This window comes from Oceanicola sp. S124, from assembly GCF_000220565.1.
Classification (GTDB): Bacteria; Pseudomonadota; Alphaproteobacteria; order Rhodobacterales; family Rhodobacteraceae; genus Pseudooceanicola.
In genome coordinates this window covers 1-17,943 of sequence record NZ_AFPM01000138.1, presented here as the reverse complement: position 1 = coordinate 17,943, position 17,943 = coordinate 1, and the positions used below count along the sequence as shown (strand labels likewise).

The window sequence follows — 17,943 nt, the reverse complement described above, 5'->3', positions numbered from 1 at the left end:
TTGCGGGGCTCCATGGGAAAGGGCGGCGCGGGTTTGGCGCCTCGTCAGGTCGAAAAGGCGTCTCTAGCGGGGGTCGTGACAGAAGTATATCGCGAATTTGCACAGAACGGGCCTGCAAGCCGGGAATATGTCCCTTTTTCGCGGTGAATTGCCGGAAGGAGGGACTCAGGAGGCCAGCAGGTCCAGCAGGGCTTCGGCCGCGCGGGTGCGATGGCGCTGCGGATGGGTCAGGGTGGCAAAGCCGCGCCGGGGCGGCCCGGCCCAGGTGATCGGGCGGCGGATCGGCCCGCTGCCCGGCCCAAGCGTCGCCAGCGCCCGGTCCGACATGAGCGTCGCGCACCCCCCCGCCGCCAGCCCCGACAGGATCGCCCCGTTCGAGGGCAGTTCCAGGATCACCTGAAGGTCGGCGACGGAGAGGCCCATCTGGCGCAGGTGCGCCTCGGTTTCGGCGCGGGTCCCCGAGCCGGGTTCGCGCAGCAGCCAGGGGGTCGACAGGTAGTCGTCGCGGGTCAGCGCCTTGCAGTCGGCCAGCGGGTGGCCCGGGGACAGGACAAGCTGCAACTCGTCGCGGGCGAAGACGCGCTGGTGCAGGTCGGCGCGTTCGACCGGGCCCTCGATCAGGCCGATATCCGCATGTCCCTCGGCCACGGCGCGGGCGACGCTGTCGGTGTTGCCGTCCCGCAGGGTGATCTCCAGCGCCGGAAAGCTGCGCCGCAACCGGATCAGCAGCGGCGGCAACACGTAGGTGGCGATGGTCTGGCTGGCCGAGAGCCGCAGGTGCCCGCGCGGGCTGGCCGAGAAATCGTCGAGCATGCCTCGCGCGGTTTCGGCCTGGGCCAGCACCGCGCGGGCGGCAGGGATCAGGCTGCGCCCGGCCTCGGTCAGGGCGATGCCGCGTCCGACGCGGTCGAAGAGCTTGACCCGGTGCTGGCTTTCCAGCGCTTGCACGGCGGCCGAGACCGCCGATTGCGTCATGTTCAGCGCCCGTGCGGCGCGGGTGACATGGCACGTCTCGGCGACCTTCAGGAAGATGCGGAGCTGATCGAGGGTCATGCGGATTGATAGGCTGAAACGAACGAATTGAGAAGAACGATTTGATATACGGATGGATTGACGTGGCGGATAAGAGGGCATGTCACAGCCTCTCTCCCTGTTCCGCCCCCTGTTTCGCGCCCCGTCCTCGCACCTGCCGGGGATCTTGCTGGCCCTGGTGCTGGCAGGGGCGGCCATGGCGCTGTCGGGGGGGCTGGGGCTGGCGCTGCTCAGCCCGCTGATCCTTGCCATGGGGCTGGGCATGGCAGGCCGCGTCCTGCTGGGGCCCCTCGCGGCGGCCGAACCGGGCCTGCGCTTTGCCCGCCAGCACCTGCTGCGCGCGGCGATCATCCTGCTGGGCTTCCGGCTGACGCTGGCCGAGGTCGGCTCTCTTGGCCTCGGCGTGGCGCTGGCGGTGGCGGGCACGCTGGCGGCGACCTTCCTGCTGACCCGCGTTCTGGGTCGCTGGCTGGGCGTTCCGGCGCCCCTCGCCGAGCTGATCGCGGCGGGCAGCGCGGTCTGCGGTGCCTCGGCCATTGTCGCCTGCAATACCGTGACCCGGGGGCGGGACGAGGACGTCGCCTATGCCATGGCCTGTGTCGCGCTCTTTGGTTCGCTCGGGATGCTGGCCTGCCCTGTGCTGGCCGGGCCGCTCGGCCTCGATCCGCGTGCCTATGGCCTGTGGACCGGGGCCAGCCTGCACGAGGTGGCGCAGGTCATGGGGGCCGGCTTTGCCCTTGGCGACGAGGCCGGCACCGTCGCCACCCTCGCCAAGCTGTTCCGCGTCGCCCTACTGGCGCCGCTGGTGCTGATGCTTGGTGCCGGCCGCCGGGCCGGGGGCACCCGGCCGCCAATGCCCTGGTTCGTGCTGGGGTTTCTGGCGGCCATGGTGGTGAACAGCCTGGTGCCGCTGCCCGCTGTGCTGCTTGCGGGGGCCGCGCAGCTTTCGGCCGTGCTGATGGCCATGGCACTGGCCGCCCTCGGGCTAGGCACCGACCTTGGTCAGCTGCGCCGACGCGGGGTCCGGCCACTGCTGCTGGCGGGGCTGGCGGCGCTCTTCGTGTCGGGCTTCAGCCTGCTGGCGCTTCAGGTGCTGGACTGACCCTGCCCAAATCATGGGCGTAAATCGTAACGCCTTCCTGTCATCTTGCACCGCTAGAGAGAGCCCTGCGGGCGGCGTGGCGGGCCCGGTTGCCGGGGCCATGCAAACCCGGTTCTCTGGCAGGGGCGGCGACAGGAGGGAGCCATGGACAGGATCGACATGCTGGTGATCGGATCGGGGCCCGCAGGGCGCCGGGCGGCGGTGCAATCGGCCAAGCTGGGCAAGAGCGTTCTGGTGGTCGACAAGGGGCGACGGCTGGGCGGGGTCTCGGTCCATACCGGCACCATCCCTTCGAAGACCCTGCGTGAGACGGTGCTGAACCTCTCGGGCTGGCGCGAGCGCGGCTTCTACGGCCAGGGCTACCGGGTGAAGCAGGATATCTCGGCCATCGACCTGATGCAGCGGCTGCACAAGACGCTCGATCACGAGGTCGAGGTGCTGCAGCACCAGTTCATGCGCAACATGGTGCGCTCGGGCTTCGGCGAGGTGCGGTTTCTCGACCGCAACACCGCCGAGATCCGCACCGAGACCGGCGAATGTACCCTGGTCGAGTTCGACAAGGCGCTGATCGCCACCGGCACCCATCCCTATCGCCCCTCCCATATTCCCTTCGACCGCTCCCGGGTCTTTGACAGTGACGAGATCCTCGAGCTGGAGCGGATCCCCCGCACCATGACGGTGATCGGCGGCGGGGTGATCGGGGTGGAATACGCCACGATCTTCTCGGCCCTCGACGTGCCGGTGACCCTGGTCGAGGCGCGCGACCGGATCCTTGATTTCGTTGACCGCGAGATCGTCGAGGATTTCATCCACCAGATGCGCGACCGGGGCATGACGATCCGGCTGGGGGCGAGGGTGAGGTCGATCACGACCGGACCGACCGGGGTGGATCTGGTGCTGGACGACGGGCGCCGGGTGCGCTCGGATATCCTGCTGTTTGCCGCCGGACGCGCGGGCAATGTCGAGCGGCTGAACCTGCCCGCCATCGGCATCGCTCCAGACAGCCGGGGCCGCCTTAAGGTGAACCCGCATACCTTCCAGACCGAGGCCGACAATATCTATGCCGCCGGCGACGTGATCGGCTTCCCGGCGCTGGCTTCGACCTCGATGGAGCAGGGGCGGGTGGCGGCCTGCCATGCCTTTCAGATCTCGCCCCCGCCGCCGCCCGAGACCTTTCCCTATGGCATCTACGCGGTGCCCGAAATCTCGACCGTGGGCCAGTCCGAGGAAGAGGTGCGGGCGTCGGGCGAGCCCTATGAATGCGGTATCGCGCGGTTCCGCGAGACCTCGCGCGGGCATATCATGGGGGTGCATGCGGGCTTCCTGAAGCTGATCTTCTCGCTGAAGTCCCGCCGTCTGCTGGGCGCCCATATCGTCGGCGAGGGGGCGACCGAACTGATCCACATCGGCCAGGCGGTGATCAACCTGCAGGGGACGGTGGATTTCTTCGTCGAGAACACCTTCAACTACCCGACGCTGGCCGAGGCCTACAAGGTTGCCGGGCTGGATGCCTGGAACCGGATGGGTGCGGGGTAGGGGCCCGGATGGGCGAGGGGCATCGCCCCGGGGCGCGTGTCCTGTTGAGTATTTTTAGCCTGGTGATGATGCAGGGAGGGGCGTTTCAGGCCGGGACGGTGCAGTTTGCAAACCGCGGGTCCGCCCTTTGCAAACTTAGGGTGCCTGGAAGCGCCGACCGAATGCGCATCACCAGGCTGAAAATACTCAATTGCACGCCTTCATATCGCGCTCGGTCAATCTGTGGTCGGGGCGATATCCACCGGGATTTCCTGGCGCAGGGAGCCGGTGGCGTCGAAGATCAGCAGGCGCTGGTCAGTGGTGACGACGGCGTACCAGCCACGGCCTTGCGTGACGGCTTCGGCCCGCGCGCCTTCGGGCAGGGAGATCTCTGCGGGCAGGGCAGGCGCCGGCGGGCGCGCAAAACGGATGACAATCAGGCCGACCAGGGTTATCAGCCCCAGGATCATCACCACCAGCAGCAGGGTCACCAGCCGGCGCAGCAGCCGCAGGTTGGCCGGTTCTGCCACCGGCTCCGCAGGAAGGTCGCGCGTCATGTCCCGTTCCACCACCGAGATGTCCTCTGGTCAGGTCCTTGTGGTGCGCATCGAAGCCGATCCGCCCGCCCGACTTGATAAGGCGCTTTCGCGTGATGTGCCAGAGGCGGCCGCCCTGTCGCGCACCAGGCTGGCGCGGCTGATCGCCGAGGGCCAGGTACGACGCGGCGGCGAGGTGCTGGACGATCCCAAGGCCCGCGTGGCCGAAGGCGACGAGATCACCATCGTCCTGCCCGAGGCCGTCGAGGTCGAGACCCGGGCCGAGGAGATCGCGCTGGATATCGTCTTCGAGGACGCCGAGATGGTGATCGTCAACAAGCCGGCCGGCATGGTGGTGCACCCGGCGCCCGGTAGCCCCGGCGGCACCCTGGTCAATGCGCTGCTGGCGCATTGCGGCGACAGCCTCTCGGGGATCGGCGGCGAGAAGCGCCCAGGCATCGTGCATCGGATCGACAAGGAGACCTCGGGCCTGCTGGTGGTTGCCAAGTCCGACCGGGCCCACCACGCCCTGGCGGCGCAGTTCGAGAAACATACTGCCGAGCGCGCCTACCTGGCGCTGTGTCACGGTGTGCCCGACCCGGCCGATCCGCGTCTGCGTGGCGTGCGCGGGGCCTCCTTCGAGGGCGGCGGGGTGCTGAAGCTGCAGACCCAGCTGGGCCGGCATCGCAGTGATCGGCAGAAGCAGGCGGTCTATTTCGACCAGGGCCGACATGCGGTGACGCGGGCCCGGCTGTTGCAGCGCTACGGCACGCCGCCGTCGCTGGCGCTGGTGGAATGCCGGCTGGAGACCGGACGCACCCACCAGATCCGCGTCCACATGGCCCATGCCGGTCATGCGCTGGTCGGCGATCCGACCTATGGCGGTCGCCGCAAGGCCTCGGTCAAGGCGCTTGGGGCTGTCGGGGCAGTGGCGGTCGATGCCTTCCCGCGCCAGGCACTGCATGCCGCCTTGCTGGGGGTCGCGCATCCGGTCAGCGGAGAGCTGCTGCGTTTCGAGGCGCCGCTGCCTGCCGACATGCAGGCCCTGCTTGACGCCCTGCCGCAGAGCTGATGTCACGTGCCCTGCCGACCGCATAGGTGTGCGTATGCGCACGGAGACAGCTATTGCGCTGATAGGTTGTGCGATGTCATTCTGACGTCAGAACAAAGAGCCGTGAAAGCCTGAAATCTGCGGCGCTTTCCCGACGGAAAATCTTCACCAGACGTTAGTCTTTGACGAAAGCCTCGGTTGAACGACCCGTCAGGCGTCCCTATCTTGATGTTAAGGTCGTTTACATACCGTGGAAGAAACCTCGGAAGGACAGAGAGTTGAGTAATTACAAAAACTTGCCGGCGCCAACTCCCGAAGGGGGGCTGAACCGCTACATGCAGGAGATCCGCAAGTTCCCGATGCTGGAGCCCGAGCAGGAGTACATGCTGGCCAAGCGTTGGGTCGAGGATCAGGACACCCAGTCCGCGCACCAGCTGGTGACCAGCCACCTGCGCCTCGCTGCAAAGATCGCCATGGGCTATCGCGGCTACGGCCTGCCCCAGGCCGAGGTGATCTCCGAGGCCAATGTCGGCCTGATGCAGGCGGTCAAGCGCTTCGACCCCGAGAAGGGCTTCCGCCTGGCGACCTATGCCATGTGGTGGATCCGCGCGTCGATCCAGGAATACATCCTGCGATCCTGGAGCCTGGTGAAACTGGGCACCACCTCGGCGCAGAAGAAGCTGTTCTTCAACCTGCGCAAGGCCAAGGCCCGCATCGGCGCGCTGGAAGAGGGCGATTTGCGCCCCGAACACGTCAAGCAGATCGCCAATGACCTGGGTGTGACCGAAGAAGAGGTCACCTCGATGAACCGCCGCATGGCGGGGTCGGATGCCTCGCTGAACGCCACTGTCGGTTCGGATGCGGACAGCACCATGCAGTGGCAGGACTGGCTTGAGGACGAGGATGCCGACCAGGCCGGCGACTACGAGGCGCGGGACGAGCTGGATGCCCGCCGCGCCCTGCTGGCCGAGGCCATGGATGTGCTGAACGACCGCGAGAAGGACATCCTGACGCAGCGCCGCCTGAGCGAAGAGACGGTGACGCTGGAAGACCTCTCGGCCAAGTATGACGTCAGCCGCGAGCGGATCCGTCAGATTGAAGTGCGGGCCTTCGAGAAGCTGCAGGGGCGGATGCGTGATCTTGCGGCCGAGAAGGGGATGCTGGGCCGGGCCTGATCCGCGGCACTTTGCAAACCCAGTTGGGCAAAGCTTTGCAAACCCGCCCGTTTGGGCGGGTTCTCCTTTGCGCTCGGCGCTGTATGGTCGAGGCAAAGGGAGATACCAGACATGAGCCATGAACCTGTCCGCTGGGGCATCCTCGGTGCCGCAAACTTTGCCATCAACGTGATGGGGCCCGCGATCCATGCCGCGAAAGGGACCGAGATCCGCGCTGTTGCCTCGTCCTCGGAAGAGAAGATCGCCCCGTTCCGCGCCTTCGCGCCGGGCATCCGCTATCACGCCAGCTACGAGGCGCTGCTGGCCGATCCCGAGATCGACGCGGTCTATATTCCGCTGCCGAACCACATCCACGTGGAATGGACGATCAAGGCGCTGGAGGCCGGCAAGCATGTGCTTTGCGAGAAGCCGATTGCCATGCAGGAGGCCGATTTCGACAGGCTGATTGCCGCGCGGGATGCGTCGGGCCTGCTGGCCTCTGAGGCCTTCATGATCGTGCATCATCCGCAGTGGCAGCGTGTGAAGGCGCTGCTGGCCGCCGGCGAGATCGGAGAGCTTCTGCAGGTCAACGCCCTGTTCACCTACGAGAATTCCGACATGGGCAATATCCGCAACAAGCCCGAGACCGGCGGCGGAGGGCTGCGTGACATCGGGGTCTATACCTTCGGCGCCACGCGCTTTGCCACCGGCCAGGAGCCCGTGGCGATGAAGGACGCGCGGATGGAGCTGCGCAACGGGGTCGATACGCTCGCGGCCAATGTCTTTGAATTCGACGGTTTCGATCTGCATTCGCTGGTCTCGACCCGAATGATGGGGCGGCAGGAGGTGCAGTTCCACGGCACCCGGGGCAGCATCGTGGTAAGCTGTCCCTTCAACGCGCTGCATTTCTCCCAGGCGGAACTGCGCATCAACCGTGCGGGCGAAGAGCGGCTGGAGCGTTTTCCGCGCTTTGACCAGTACATCCTGCAGGTCGAGGCCTTCGGTGCCGCGATGCGTGGCGAGGCCAGTTGGCCCTGGCCGCTGGAAGCGGCACGCGGAACGCAAGCGATGATCGACCAGGCGCTGAGCGCCGGGTAGGTCCCGGGGGCTGCGGGGTGGGCCGCCGCCTGCGCCCTGGCCGGAACGGAGGTGCGCCGGGCCCGAAAGCCGCGGCCCCGGCGGGCGGGCGCAGGCTCAGGGCTTGCGCGATTTCCGGAGCCAGCGCCAGAACGGCACCACGTCCAGCGCGACGACCACCACCCCGAGCGGCAGCATCCAGAACCCCAGGATGGGCAGGAAGCCCAGCACCCCGCCGGCCATCAGCAGAAGGCCCATGGGCAGGCGCGTACCGGGCGGAAGAAAACGGCGGACCCTGACCAGGGCCCGCCGCAAACGGTTCTTGAAGGATTGGCGCGGGCGCCGGGACATGTCAGTCCTCCATCGCCTCCAGCTCGTCGATGAAGCCTTCGATCATGCTCAGGCCCTTGTCCCAGAAGGCGGGGTCGGAGGCGTCGAGGCCGAAGGGGGCCAGAAGCTCCTTGTGGTGCTTCGAGCCGCCGGCCTTCAGCATGTCGAAGTACTTGTCCTGGAAGCCCTCGGGGGCCTCTTCGTAGACCGCGTAGAGCGCGTTCACCAGCCCGTCGCCGAAGGCGTAGGCGTAGACATAGAAGGGCGAGTGGACGAAGTGGGGAATATAGGCCCAGTAGGTCTCGTAGCCCTCCATGAAGTCAAACGCCGGGCCAAGGCTTTCGGCCTGCACCGACATCCAGAGCGCGTTGATGTCCTCGGGCGTCAGCTCTCCGCCGCGGCGCGCCTCGTGCAGCTTGCACTCGAAGTCGTAGAAGGCGATCTGGCGGACGACCGTGTTGATCATGTCCTCGACCTTGCCGGCCAGCAGGGTCTTCTTCTGCTCCTTGGTCTCGGCCTTGGCGAGCATGGCGCGGAAGGTCAGCATCTCGCCGAAGACGGAAGCGGTTTCAGCCAGGGTCAGCGGGGTCGAAGAGAGCATCTCGCCCTGGCCCGCGGCCAGCACCTGGTGGACGCCATGACCCAGCTCATGGGCCAGGGTCATCACGTCGCGCGGTTTGCCGAGGTAGTTCAGCATCACGTAGGGGTGGACCTCGGTGACGGTGGGGTGGGCGAAGGCGCCCGGCGCCTTGCCGGGCTTCACGCCCGCGTCGATCCAGCCATCGGTGAAGAAGGGTTTGGCGATCTCGGCCATCTTCGGCGAGAAGCCTGCATAGGCCTCCATAACCGTGGCCTCGGCCTCGTCCCAGTTGACCAGCTTGGGCTCTTCGGTGGGCAGGGGCGCGTTGCGGTCCCAGACCTGCATGCGCTCGAGGCCCAGCCACTTGCGCTTCAGCTCGTAGTAGCGATGCGACAGGCGCGGGTAGGCTGCGACCACGGCATTGCGCAGGGCTTCGACCACCTCGGGCTCGACGTGGTTGGACAGGTGACGGCCGGTCTGGGCGGTCGGCATGCCGCGCCAGCGGTCGATAACCTCCTTCTCCTTGGCGGTCGTGTTGTGGACCCGGGCGAAGGTGCGGATGTTGTCGTTCAGCACGTTGGCCAGTTCGCGGGCGGCGGCCTCGCGCTTGGCGCGGTCGTGGTCGGTCAGCAGGGTCAGGGTGGCCTCGATGCCCAGCTCTTCGCCGTCGACGACGAAGGTCAGGCCCGCGATGGTCTCGTCAAAGAGCTTTTCCCAGGCGTCGCCGACCACGCCGAGGTCGTGCAGGAACTTCTCCAGCTCATCGGAAAGCTGGTAGTCCTTCATCGCGCGGATGCGGTCGAAGACGGGCTTGTAGCGCGCCAGCTCGGCGTTCTCGGCGAAGAGGCCGTCGAGGTGGTCGTCGGGCAGGCGGTTGATTTCCAGCGTGAAGAAGACCAGCGGCGTGGTGAAATTGGTCAGCTTGTCCTGCATGTCGGACATGAACTTGACCCGCTCGCCGGCAGTGGTCAGCTGGTAGTAGCGCAGGCCCGCATAAGACATGATGCGGCCCGAGATGGCCTGGATCTTCTCGTTGCGCAGCACGCAGTCCAGGAACCCTTCGGCATCCAGCCCGGACAGCTTGCCCTCGAAGTCGGTTGCGAAGCGGGCGCAAGCCTCTTCCAGCCAGTCCAGGTCGCGCTTCAGCTCGGTGGCATCGGGGGCGGAATAGAGGTCGCTCAGGTCCCACTCGGGCAGCTTGCCGAACGGGCTGTCGCCCTGGGCCGCCGGCGCATTGGCGTCGCGGGGCAGGGGATGGCCGGATTGGAACGGGGCGGCAAAGGGCAGGGCGCGCATGAGACCTCCAGGTATTTCGGGACTTCAGACATAGGTCCCGGGGCGGCGGGGGGCAAGGTCGCCCATGGCCTCAGGGCCGAAGGTCGGGGTGATGGGCCCACATTTGCCCGGGCGGCGCCCTCGGGGGCATCGAGCCCCCTCGGGCGCGGCGGCAGTCGCCGCCGGGTGCCAGGTCGAGGGCGCGGCGCCTGTCCTTCAGAGACGCCGGCGCGATCCGCCGGGGTGGAGGGTACCCCGCAAGGTGTCGGCTGGAGGATCAGCGGGGTGGGCGGCGCGGGCCGTCGGCGCCCGGCATGGTCTTGGAGCGATGCGCGTCGCGCTTTGGCAAGGCGGGATGGCCCCCCGAGAGCCGGCGCCGCAGGCCGGCCCCCATGGTCAGGCGCTGGCGCGATTGCCGTCCGTATCGGTCAGATGGGCCTCGAAATGCGCGGCGCAGGCGTCGAATGTGCGGCGTCGGACCTCGTCGCCCTCCATCATGACCTCGTGGCGCGCGCCCTCGACCAGCTCGAGCTTGCCGCCGGGCCAGGCGGCCATGCGGTCACGGATGCGCTGTGGCGAGACGATCGTCTCGGCCGTGCCGAGGAACGTCAGGCAGGGCACGGCGGGAGAGGGCATGCGGGCCAGCCTCAGCATCTCGCGGAGGGCCTCGTTCAGCCATTTCATCGTCGGACCGCCGATCATCAGATCGGGATGGGCCTGGGCCTGGCGGCGCATGTAGTCGTACATCGCCGCGTCGGTGGTCAGCTTGTTGGCCTCGAAGGGTTCGAAGAGCACGTAGGTCTCGGACTTGGTGCCGGGTGAAAGCACCTCGGCCATGCCGAGATAATGCGAGGCGCTCGACAGCATCCAGGCGATCGGTCGCAGGATCGCGGGCAGTTCGATGCCCCACATCGGCGCGGTGAAGGCGGCGGCGCGCACGTCCAGCCCCGCGTGCAGGGCGCGCAACCCGATGCAGCCGCCCATGGAATGGGCCAGAAGGAACAGCGGCCCCTCGACGCCCAGCTCCGGCAGGGCGGCGGTCAGCGCGGCGACATCCAGCTGGTAGTCCGAGAAACGCGCCACGTGACCAAGCGCGGGATCCCCCGCCACCCGGTCCGCCAGCCCCTGGCCGCGCCAGTCGACGGTCAGCGTGGCAAAGCCGCGGGCGGCGAGGTCCACCGCGGCACGGCCGTATTTCTCGGCGTATTCGGTGCGGCCCGGGAAGAGCAGCACGGTGCCCTTCGCCCCCTCCAGCGGCCAGTGCACCAGCCGCAGCCGCACGCCGTCGGCGGCGGTGATCCAGCGGGCATAGCCGCCCGCCGGACCGTCGGCATGTTCGGAAAAGAGCGGGGCGGGTTCTGAATGAGTCGTCACGTCTTAATCCTCCGGACACCGTCGGGGTGACGGTGCAGTCGTCCTGGCCCCGCGGGCCCTCAGCCCAGGAGCGCGCCCAGCTTCATCGCGGTGCCCATGTCGCCGTCGACGCTGAGCTTGCCGGTCATGAAAGCCGATGTCGGGTTAAGATCGCCCGAAAGCATGTCCTGGAAAGTCTCCTGGTCGGCGCTGAGGGTCACATCCGCCTCTTCACCGCCTTCGGCCGCCCGGGCGCCGGTGCCGTCAACGAGGATCTCGCCCTCGTCCTCGATGACGAATTTCGCAGTGAAATCGACATCTTCGCCGGAAAGCTTGTCGTTCAGGGCCGCTACCGCTGCAGTGATCACGTCGCTCATGTCGCGCTTCCTTCAATTTTAAATGATCAGGGGGTCTCAAACCCGCTTTCTCGCGCTACACTTATAAGCGTCATGAGCGCTTTCAATCGACATCTCAAATCGGTCTTCGCTGTTTTTGCCGCAGCGTCATTCCTGCTGGTCCCCAGTCTAGGGCGGGCCGACGATTCGGTCACCTCTGCCGGCGACGACCGCGCTGCTCCGCTGGTTTCCGCCCTTGCCGAGGCCGAGCCGGAAGAGGCACGACAGATCGTGCGCGAGTTGCAGCTGATCTGGTCCAGCTCGGGCTCGTCCTCGATGGACCTGCTGCTGCGCAAGGGCCGCGACGCGATGGAGCGTGAGGAGTACGATGAGGCGGTCGGCCATTTCTCGGCCCTGATCGACCATGCACCCGATTTCGCCGAGGCCTGGCATCTGCGGGCCATGGTCTTCTTCCGAATGGAGGAACTGGGCCTGGCCCAGGCCGACCTGGAACAGGCGCTGGCGCTCAATCCGCTGAACTTCCAGGCCGCCTACGGGCTGGCCCTGGTGATGGAGGAAACCGGCCGTATCGACGCCGCCTTCGCGGGCTACGATGCCATCCTCGATCTCTATCCGGCCCATGAAGCGGCTGCTGAAGGCCGGCAGCGGCTTGTATCTCGGGTCTCCGGCAGCGATATCTGATCCCGAACGCTGAGACGGAGAGGACAGGCAATGTCCCCAAAGGGCAGGATCACCGCGGTCCTCGGGCCGACCAATACCGGCAAGACCCACTATGCGATCGAGCGGATGCTTGGTCACCGCACTGGCATCATCGGTCTGCCGCTGCGCCTTCTGGCGCGCGAGGTCTATGACCGAATCGTCGCCGCGCGTGGCCCTTCGGTGGTGGCGCTGGTCACCGGCGAAGAGCGCATCGTGCCGCCGCGGACCAAGTACTGGGTCTGCACGGTCGAGGCCATGCCCGAGGGCATGGGCTGCGATTTCCTTGCCGTGGACGAGATCCAGCTCTGCGCCGATCCCGAGCGCGGCCATGTCTTCACCGACCGGCTGCTGCGGGCACGGGGGCTGGTCGATACCATTTTCCTCGGCTCTCATTCCATGCGCGGGGTCATCGCCGACCTGCTGCCCGAGGCCCAGTTCATCCACCGCGAGCGGATGTCGCAGCTGACCTATGCGGGGGGCAAGAAGGTCTCTCGCCTGCCGACGCGCTCGGCGGTCGTCGGGTTCTCGGTCGACAACATCTACGCCATGGCAGAGCTGATCCGCCGCCAGAAGGGCGGCGCGGCGGTGGTGATGGGGGCACTTTCCCCCCGCACCCGCAACGCCCAGGTCGAGTTGTACCAGAACGGCGACGTCGACTTCCTGGTGGCCACCGATGCCATCGGCATGGGGCTGAACCTCGATGTGCGCCACGTGGCCTTCTCGGGCCTGTCGAAGTTCGACGGCCGCCGGATGAGAGAGCTTTTCCCCCATGAAATGGGCCAGATCGCGGGGCGCGCGGGCCGCGGCATGTCGGACGGCACCTTCGGGGTGACGGGCGAGGCGGGCAGCCTCCCGCCCGAACTGGCCGAGGCGATCATGGAGCATCGCTTCGCCCCGGTGCGCAAGCTGCAGTGGCGCAACCCGCAGCTCAACTTCGCGGGAATCGATCCGCTGATCGCCTCGCTGGAAGTGGCTCCCCAGGACGAACGCCTGCTGCGCGCGCGGGAGGCCGATGACCTGATCGCGCTGAAGTCCATGGCCTCGGACGCCGAGGTGCGGGCGCGGGCGACCTCAACCGCTTCGATGCGGCTGCTCTGGGATGTCTGCCGGATTCCCGATTTCCGCGGCATCAGCCATGCCGAACATGCGGGGCTGCTGACCCGGATCTATGGCTTCCTGCATGAAAGCGGGCGGGTGCCCGACGACTGGCTGGCGGCGCAGGTCCGGCGCATCGACCGGACCGAGGGCGACATCGACACGCTCTCCAAGCGGCTGTCCTTCATCCGCACGTGGACCTATGTCGCGCAGCGCAATGGCTGGGTGGACGACGAAAGTCATTGGCGCGACGCAACTCGCGCGGTAGAAGACCGCTTGTCGGATGCGCTGCACGCGCGTCTGACCCAGAGATTTGTGGACCGGCGTACCAGTGTTCTGATGCGGCGGCTCAAGCAGAAGGAGGCCCTCTTGGCCGAAGTGAGTGATACCGGCGAAGTGACCGTCGAAGGCGAATTCGTGGGCCGTCTGGAAGGCTTCCGCTTCCGGCAGGACAAGGAAGCCGAAGGGCAGGAGGCCAAGACCCTCCGCCAGGCCAGCTTCCAGGCCCTGATGCCGCATTTCAACCTGCGGGCGGACCGTTTCTACAACGCGCCGGATACCGAGATCGACTTCACCGAACAGGGTGGTCTGATGTGGGGTGACCAGGCGGTCGGCAGGCTGGCCGCAGGGTCCGAGCCGATGAAGCCTCAGGTCGTGGCCTTCGTCGATGACGAGGCAGGCCCCGATGTCGCGCAGAAGGTGCAGCGCCGCCTGCAGCATTTCATCGACCGCAAGGTGGCCGCGCTCTTCGAGCCGCTGATGAACCTGCAGCGCGACGAGACGCTCTCGGGCCTGGCGCGGGGCTTCGGTTTCCGCATGGTCGAGAGCCTCGGCATCCTGCCGCGTGGTGAGGTGGCCGACGAGGTCAAGCAGCTGGATCAGGAAGCCCGTGGCGTGCTGCGCAAGCACGGCATCCGCTTCGGCCAGTACACGATCTTCATGCCCCTGCTGCTGAAGCCCGCGCCGACCCGTCTGCGCCTGGTGCTCTGGTCGCTGCAGAAGAACCTGCAGGAATTCCCCGAGGCGCCGCCTCCGGGCCTGGTGACCGTGCCCGCCGAAAAGGACCTGCCACAGGGCTATTTCGCCATGGCCGGCTATCGCGCCGCCGGTGACCGTGCGATCCGCATCGACATGCTGGAGCGCCTCGCCGACATGCTGCGCAGCGAAGACAGCCGCGCGGGCTTCGAGGCCAAGGCCGACATGCTCTCGATCACCGGCATGACGCTTGAGCAGTTCGCCGACCTGATGCAGGGGCTTGGCTACAAGGCCGAGAAGGGCGAGCGGCTGAAGGTCAAGCCCGGGCCCGAAGCGCCTGCCGCCGAGGCCACTGCCGACGCTGACGCCTCTACCGAGACGCCTGCCGCCGAAGCCGCAGCCGAGGCGGAAGCCCCTGCAGAGGCAGCAGCCGAGCCGGCTGCCGAAGCCCCGGCAGAACCCGCGGCGGAGACCCCGTCCGAGGCTGCCGAGCCGGTGGCCGAGGCCCCGGCAGAAGCTTCCGCCGAGGCGGCCGATGCCGAGGCCGAGCAGGAGGTCTTCTTCACCTTCACCTGGGCCGGTCGTGGCGCACGTCAGAACCGCGACGGCCAGCGTGGCCGTGCCCGTGGTGGGGATCGTGGTGGCGACCGTGGCGACCAGCCGCGCGGCGAGCGTCCGCAGGGCGACCGCCAGGGCCGGGGGGCCAAGGGCGGTGAGCGTCCGCGCGGCGATCGCAAGGGCGGCAAGCCCAAGGGTGACCGCAAGGGCGGCGGCAACAAGGCCAAGACCTTCGAGGCCGCTCCGCCGCGCAAGAAGGACCGGATCGACCCGGACAACCCCTTCGCCGCCGCGCTCATGGGTCTCAAGACCAAGGAGTGATCCCTGGAAGCCTCTGCCCGCATGCGCGCCGACAAGTGGCTGTGGCAGGCGCGGTTCTTCAAGAGCCGCAGCCTCGCCGCAGCCTGCGTCACCGGCGGGCATCTCAGGGTGAACTCCAACCGGGCCTCCAAGGCCTCTCATGCGGTCGGGCCGGGCGACGTGCTGACCTTTCCGCAGGGGCGGCTGATCCGGGTGGTGAAGATCCTCGCGCTTGGCACCCGGCGCGGCCCCGCGCCCGAGGCGCAGGCGCTCTACGAGGAACTTTCGCCCCCCGAAACCCAGGAGAAACCCGTTCCGCCGATTGCCCGGATCGAGGGCAATTCTCGTCCCACCAAGCGCGACCGCAGGAAACTCGACCTTGATCGCCCCTGATCTGCCTGCCGCCGCTTGAATGATTCCAACTGCTGGTCTAGCTAGGCCCCTGATCGTTCTCCGAGAGTAAGCCATGACCTACGTCGTCACCGACAATTGTATCGCCTGCAAGTACACCGACTGCGTCGAAGTGTGCCCGGTGGATTGCTTCTACGAAGGCGAGAACACCCTGGTGATCCATCCCGACGAATGCATCGACTGCGGCGTCTGCGAACCCGAGTGCCCGGCTGATGCGATCCGCCCGGACACCGAGCCGGACATGGATCAATGGGTTGAATTCAACAGGAAATATGCCGAGCTCTGGCCGGTGATCATCACCAAGAAAGAGCCGATGCCGGGCCACGAGGAACGTGACGGCGAGACCGGCAAGCTCGAGAAGTACTTCTCGGAAGCGCCCGGCGAGGGCGGCTGAAGCCCTCTCGCGTCCGATCTGGCGTCACACCCTTCTTTTGCGGGTGATTCTGTGTTATACGTTGTCTTTACACATGAAGATGACCGCCCCTGCCAGAACCCCGGACGCTGCCGACTGCGGGTTCCCGATCTGAAGAGATGCAATCGCGCGTTTGGTGCCGCACCGTCGGCGCCAGACGTTTTCGTGCCCTCTCGCGCGTGGGTATGTGAGGAAGAAGCTCTATGACCAAGACCAAGAAATCCGAGTTCCGCCCCAACGACTATGTTGTCTATCCGGCTCATGGCGTCGGACAGATCGTGTCGATCGAAAGCCAGGAGATTGCCGGCATTCCGCTGGAACTCTTCGTCATCTCCTTCGAGAAGGACAAGATGACCCTGCGCGTGCCTACCAACAAGGCGACCGAGATCGGGATGCGCAGCCTCTCGACCCCCGACGTGGTGAGCCAGGCGATGAAGACCCTGAAGGGCAAGGCCAAGGTGAAGCGCGCCATGTGGTCGCGTCGCGCCCAGGAGTATGAACAGAAGATCAACTCCGGCGACCTGATCGCCATCGCCGAAGTGGTGCGTGACCTGCACCGCAGCGATGACCAACGCGAGCAGTCCTATTCCGAGCGTCAGCTGTATGAAGCCGCGCTCGAGCGTCTGACCCGCGAAGTGGCTGCCGTTGCCGGCGGTGACGAAGTGGCCGCCGCCAAGCAAGTCGACGAGGTCCTGGTGAGCCGCGCCGCCTGAGGTGTGTCGCCTGATCTGACCGGACCCGTTCCGCGAAAGAGCCGTCCCCCGGGGCGGCTTTTTTCGTTCGGCAGGCTTCAGGCGATGGCGACGAAGAGCACGGTGATCTCGGCCAGTTGCTGGCCAGCGCCCAGCAGGTCGCCGCTCTGGCCGCCGATCTTGGCCTGGCCCAGCCGGGCGAGCCCAAGGGTCACCAGGGCCAGGCAAAGAACGGCAGAGCTGCCTTTCCAGCCCAGCCCGAGGTAGGCGAAGGCGATGCCGATCAGCGCCGCCGCCATCGCCGTGCCCATGGGCGGATAGCCGACCGAGCGGGCCAGCCCGTCGGGGCGGGCGAAGGGCAGGGTGGCCATCAGCACCGGCATTACGGCGCGCGACAGCACCGCGGCGGCGATCACCGCCCAGGGGCCGCCGGGCACCGCGAAAAGCGCCGTCAGAGCCGCGAAGCGCGCCAGCAGGCCGAGCACGAGGGCGATGACCCCGTAACTGCCGAGGTGACTGTCCTTCATGATCTCCAGCCGCCGCTCGGGCGTGCTGCCGCCCCAGAAGCCATCCGCCACATCGGCCAGGCCGTCCTCGTGCAGGGCGCCGGTCAGCGCCACGGCGGTGCCGAGGCAGATCAGCGCGGCGGCGGCCGGCGGCAGCGAGAGGCCGAGGGCCAGCAGCCCGGCAAGGCAGGACATTGCGCCCAGCACCAGCCCGGCCAGCGGATAGGCCCAGGCGGCCTCGGCGCCGCGGAACCGGTGAGCGGGCAGGGGCAGACGGCTGAGCAGCCCCAGGGCCGAAAGCAGGTCATTCCACAGAAGGCGCGCGGTCATCGGGGGGGCTCCGGGTTTGCCAGAGGGGGGACCCGGAGGTTAGACAATGCGCACAGGCGAATTGCAATGGACCTCAGATGACCAAGTCCCCGATCACCCCCGAATTCCTCCGCCAGCAGCTGGCAACCGCCCCGGCTCCGGATGGGGCTGCCCGCAGCGCGGCCGAGGCGCGCAATGGCGCGCTGACCAAGCCGCCGGGGGCGCTTGGCCGGCTGGAAGAGCTGGCGCTGTGGTACGCGGGCTGGCGCGGCGATGCCCGGCCCCGGATCTCTGCGCCGCAGGTGGTGGTCTTCGCCGGCAACCACGGTGTCACGGCGCGCGGTATCTCGGCCTTCCCACCCGAGGTGACGGTACAGATGGTCGCCAACTTCCAGGCCGGCGGCGCGGCGGTGAACCAGCTCGCCCGCGCGGCCGGGGCCCGCATGGATGTCGTGGCGCTTGAGCTCGACCGCCCGACCGCCGATTTCTGCGAGGCCCCGGCGCTGAGCGATGCGGATCTCGCCGCCGCCCTCACCGCCGGCTGGGAGGCCGTCGACCCCGGGGCCGACCCTGCCTGGTGACCGGGAGAGATGGGGGATCGGCAACACCACCTCCGCCGCCGCCA

General features: G+C 67.4%; 17 protein-coding genes and 1 pseudogene. 11 read left to right on the top strand and 7 right to left on the bottom strand.

Going from position 1 to position 17,943, the window contains the following annotated elements:
* Positions 1-165 precede the first annotated feature (165 nt).
* Positions 166-1,053, bottom strand: coding sequence for a LysR family transcriptional regulator (locus OS124_RS0109675; RefSeq protein WP_010139359.1), 888 nt, complete (start codon positions 1,051-1,053; stop codon positions 166-168).
* Between the two features lie 79 nt (positions 1,054-1,132).
* Between OS124_RS0109675 and OS124_RS0109670 the strand changes: the two genes are divergently transcribed.
* Together OS124_RS0109670 and sthA are read left to right on the top strand one after the other, a co-directional pair.
* A complete protein-coding gene (locus tag OS124_RS0109670; RefSeq protein ID WP_010139358.1) occupies positions 1,133-2,134 on the top strand; it encodes a YeiH family protein in 1,002 nt (333 codons plus the stop codon).
* Positions 2,135-2,278: 144 nt separating this feature from the next.
* On the top strand, positions 2,279-3,670 hold the full coding sequence (gene sthA, locus OS124_RS0109665; protein WP_010139357.1) for a Si-specific NAD(P)(+) transhydrogenase: 1,392 nt from the start codon (positions 2,279-2,281) through the stop codon (positions 3,668-3,670).
* 215 nt (positions 3,671-3,885) lie between these two features.
* On the opposite strand, the gene OS124_RS0109660 is transcribed toward sthA, so the two are convergent.
* Positions 3,886-4,206: a DUF6476 family protein gene (locus OS124_RS0109660; protein ID WP_010139356.1), complete on the bottom strand. Its 321-nt coding sequence runs from the start codon at positions 4,204-4,206 to the stop codon at positions 3,886-3,888.
* On the opposite strand from OS124_RS0109660, the gene OS124_RS0109655 reads away from it, so the two are divergent.
* The 3 genes from OS124_RS0109655 (at position 4,205) to OS124_RS0109645 (ending at position 7,488) form a co-directional block, all read left to right on the top strand.
* The gene (locus tag OS124_RS0109655) at positions 4,205-5,257 is read left to right on the top strand and encodes an RluA family pseudouridine synthase (protein WP_010139355.1); all 1,053 of its coding nucleotides are present in this window, start codon (positions 4,205-4,207) and stop codon (positions 5,255-5,257) included. The genes OS124_RS0109660 and OS124_RS0109655 overlap by 2 nt on opposite strands.
* Positions 5,258-5,514: 257 nt before the next feature.
* Complete coding sequence (gene rpoH, locus OS124_RS0109650; protein WP_010139354.1) at positions 5,515-6,411, top strand: RNA polymerase sigma factor RpoH; 897 nt, start codon at positions 5,515-5,517, stop codon at positions 6,409-6,411.
* A gap of 111 nt (positions 6,412-6,522) precedes the next feature.
* A complete protein-coding gene (locus OS124_RS0109645; RefSeq protein WP_010139353.1) occupies positions 6,523-7,488 on the top strand; it encodes a Gfo/Idh/MocA family protein in 966 nt (321 codons plus the stop codon).
* A 96-nt stretch (positions 7,489-7,584) separates the two neighbouring features.
* Here the strand turns inward: OS124_RS0109645 and OS124_RS0109640 are convergent, their stop codons facing one another.
* The 4 genes from OS124_RS0109640 to OS124_RS0109625 form a co-directional block, all read right to left on the bottom strand.
* Complete coding sequence (locus tag OS124_RS0109640) at positions 7,585-7,818, bottom strand: hypothetical protein (RefSeq protein WP_010139351.1); 234 nt, start codon at positions 7,816-7,818, stop codon at positions 7,585-7,587.
* A 1-nt stretch (position 7,819) separates the two neighbouring features.
* Positions 7,820-9,673, bottom strand: a complete 1,854-nt coding sequence (locus tag OS124_RS0109635) for a M3 family oligoendopeptidase (protein WP_010139350.1) — start codon at positions 9,671-9,673, stop codon at positions 7,820-7,822.
* 375 nt (positions 9,674-10,048) lie between these two features.
* Positions 10,049-11,026, bottom strand: coding sequence for an alpha/beta fold hydrolase (locus OS124_RS24235; RefSeq protein ID WP_010139348.1), 978 nt, complete (start codon positions 11,024-11,026; stop codon positions 10,049-10,051).
* A 59-nt stretch (positions 11,027-11,085) separates the two neighbouring features.
* Positions 11,086-11,382 (bottom strand): SCP2 sterol-binding domain-containing protein, encoded by a 297-nt coding sequence (locus OS124_RS0109625; protein WP_010139347.1) that lies wholly within the window; start codon positions 11,380-11,382, stop codon positions 11,086-11,088.
* A 72-nt stretch (positions 11,383-11,454) separates the two neighbouring features.
* Between OS124_RS0109625 and OS124_RS0109620 the strand changes: the two genes are divergently transcribed.
* The 5 genes from OS124_RS0109620 (at position 11,455) to OS124_RS0109600 (ending at position 16,524) form a co-directional block, all read left to right on the top strand.
* A complete protein-coding gene (locus tag OS124_RS0109620) occupies positions 11,455-12,042 on the top strand; it encodes a tetratricopeptide repeat protein (RefSeq protein WP_010139346.1) in 588 nt (195 codons plus the stop codon).
* Positions 12,043-12,072: 30 nt separating this feature from the next.
* Entirely contained in the window at positions 12,073-15,009 is a 2,937-nt protein-coding gene (locus tag OS124_RS0109615) for a helicase-related protein (protein WP_010139345.1), read from the top strand.
* Between the two features lie 21 nt (positions 15,010-15,030).
* Positions 15,031-15,381, top strand: a complete 351-nt coding sequence (locus tag OS124_RS0109610) for an RNA-binding S4 domain-containing protein (RefSeq protein ID WP_010139344.1) — start codon at positions 15,031-15,033, stop codon at positions 15,379-15,381.
* A 73-nt stretch (positions 15,382-15,454) separates the two neighbouring features.
* Positions 15,455-15,793, top strand: coding sequence for a ferredoxin FdxA (gene fdxA / locus OS124_RS0109605; RefSeq protein ID WP_010139343.1), 339 nt, complete (start codon positions 15,455-15,457; stop codon positions 15,791-15,793).
* A 221-nt stretch (positions 15,794-16,014) separates the two neighbouring features.
* Entirely contained in the window at positions 16,015-16,524 is a 510-nt protein-coding gene (locus OS124_RS0109600; RefSeq protein ID WP_010139342.1) for a CarD family transcriptional regulator, read from the top strand.
* 77 nt (positions 16,525-16,601) lie between these two features.
* Here the strand turns inward: OS124_RS0109600 and OS124_RS0109595 are convergent, their stop codons facing one another.
* Positions 16,602-17,339 (bottom strand): adenosylcobinamide-GDP ribazoletransferase, encoded by a 738-nt coding sequence (locus OS124_RS0109595; protein ID WP_010139341.1) that lies wholly within the window; start codon positions 17,337-17,339, stop codon positions 16,602-16,604.
* Between the two features lie 77 nt (positions 17,340-17,416).
* Here OS124_RS0109595 and OS124_RS24230 point away from each other — a divergent pair.
* Positions 17,417-17,943, top strand: a pseudogene (locus OS124_RS24230) (nicotinate-nucleotide--dimethylbenzimidazole phosphoribosyltransferase); the annotation flags it as partial.

What these genes read in the sequence shown, in the direction of transcription:
- OS124_RS0109660 (WP_010139356.1), bottom strand. Translation starts at nt 4,206, where the DNA reads ATGACGCGCGACCTTCCTGCGGAGCCGGTGGCAGAACCGGCCAACCTG.
- OS124_RS0109635 (WP_010139350.1), bottom strand. Translation starts at nt 9,673, where the DNA reads ATGCGCGCCCTGCCCTTTGCCGCCCCGTTCCAATCCGGCCATCCCCTG.
- OS124_RS0109625 (WP_010139347.1), bottom strand. Translation starts at nt 11,382, where the DNA reads ATGAGCGACGTGATCACTGCAGCGGTAGCGGCCCTGAACGACAAGCTT.
- OS124_RS0109615 (WP_010139345.1), top strand. Translation starts at nt 12,073, where the DNA reads ATGTCCCCAAAGGGCAGGATCACCGCGGTCCTCGGGCCGACCAATACC.
- sthA (WP_010139357.1), top strand. Translation starts at nt 2,279, where the DNA reads ATGGACAGGATCGACATGCTGGTGATCGGATCGGGGCCCGCAGGGCGC.
- OS124_RS0109655 (WP_010139355.1), top strand. Translation starts at nt 4,205, where the DNA reads ATGTCCCGTTCCACCACCGAGATGTCCTCTGGTCAGGTCCTTGTGGTG.
- OS124_RS0109645 (WP_010139353.1), top strand. Translation starts at nt 6,523, where the DNA reads ATGAGCCATGAACCTGTCCGCTGGGGCATCCTCGGTGCCGCAAACTTT.
- OS124_RS0109640 (WP_010139351.1), bottom strand. Translation starts at nt 7,818, where the DNA reads ATGTCCCGGCGCCCGCGCCAATCCTTCAAGAACCGTTTGCGGCGGGCC.
- fdxA (WP_010139343.1), top strand. Translation starts at nt 15,455, where the DNA reads ATGACCTACGTCGTCACCGACAATTGTATCGCCTGCAAGTACACCGAC.
- OS124_RS0109610 (WP_010139344.1), top strand. Translation starts at nt 15,031, where the DNA reads ATGCGCGCCGACAAGTGGCTGTGGCAGGCGCGGTTCTTCAAGAGCCGC.
- OS124_RS0109600 (WP_010139342.1), top strand. Translation starts at nt 16,015, where the DNA reads ATGACCAAGACCAAGAAATCCGAGTTCCGCCCCAACGACTATGTTGTC.
- OS124_RS0109670 (WP_010139358.1), top strand. Translation starts at nt 1,133, where the DNA reads ATGTCACAGCCTCTCTCCCTGTTCCGCCCCCTGTTTCGCGCCCCGTCC.
- OS124_RS0109620 (WP_010139346.1), top strand. Translation starts at nt 11,455, where the DNA reads ATGAGCGCTTTCAATCGACATCTCAAATCGGTCTTCGCTGTTTTTGCC.
- OS124_RS0109595 (WP_010139341.1), bottom strand. Translation starts at nt 17,339, where the DNA reads ATGACCGCGCGCCTTCTGTGGAATGACCTGCTTTCGGCCCTGGGGCTG.
- OS124_RS0109675 (WP_010139359.1), bottom strand. Translation starts at nt 1,053, where the DNA reads ATGACCCTCGATCAGCTCCGCATCTTCCTGAAGGTCGCCGAGACGTGC.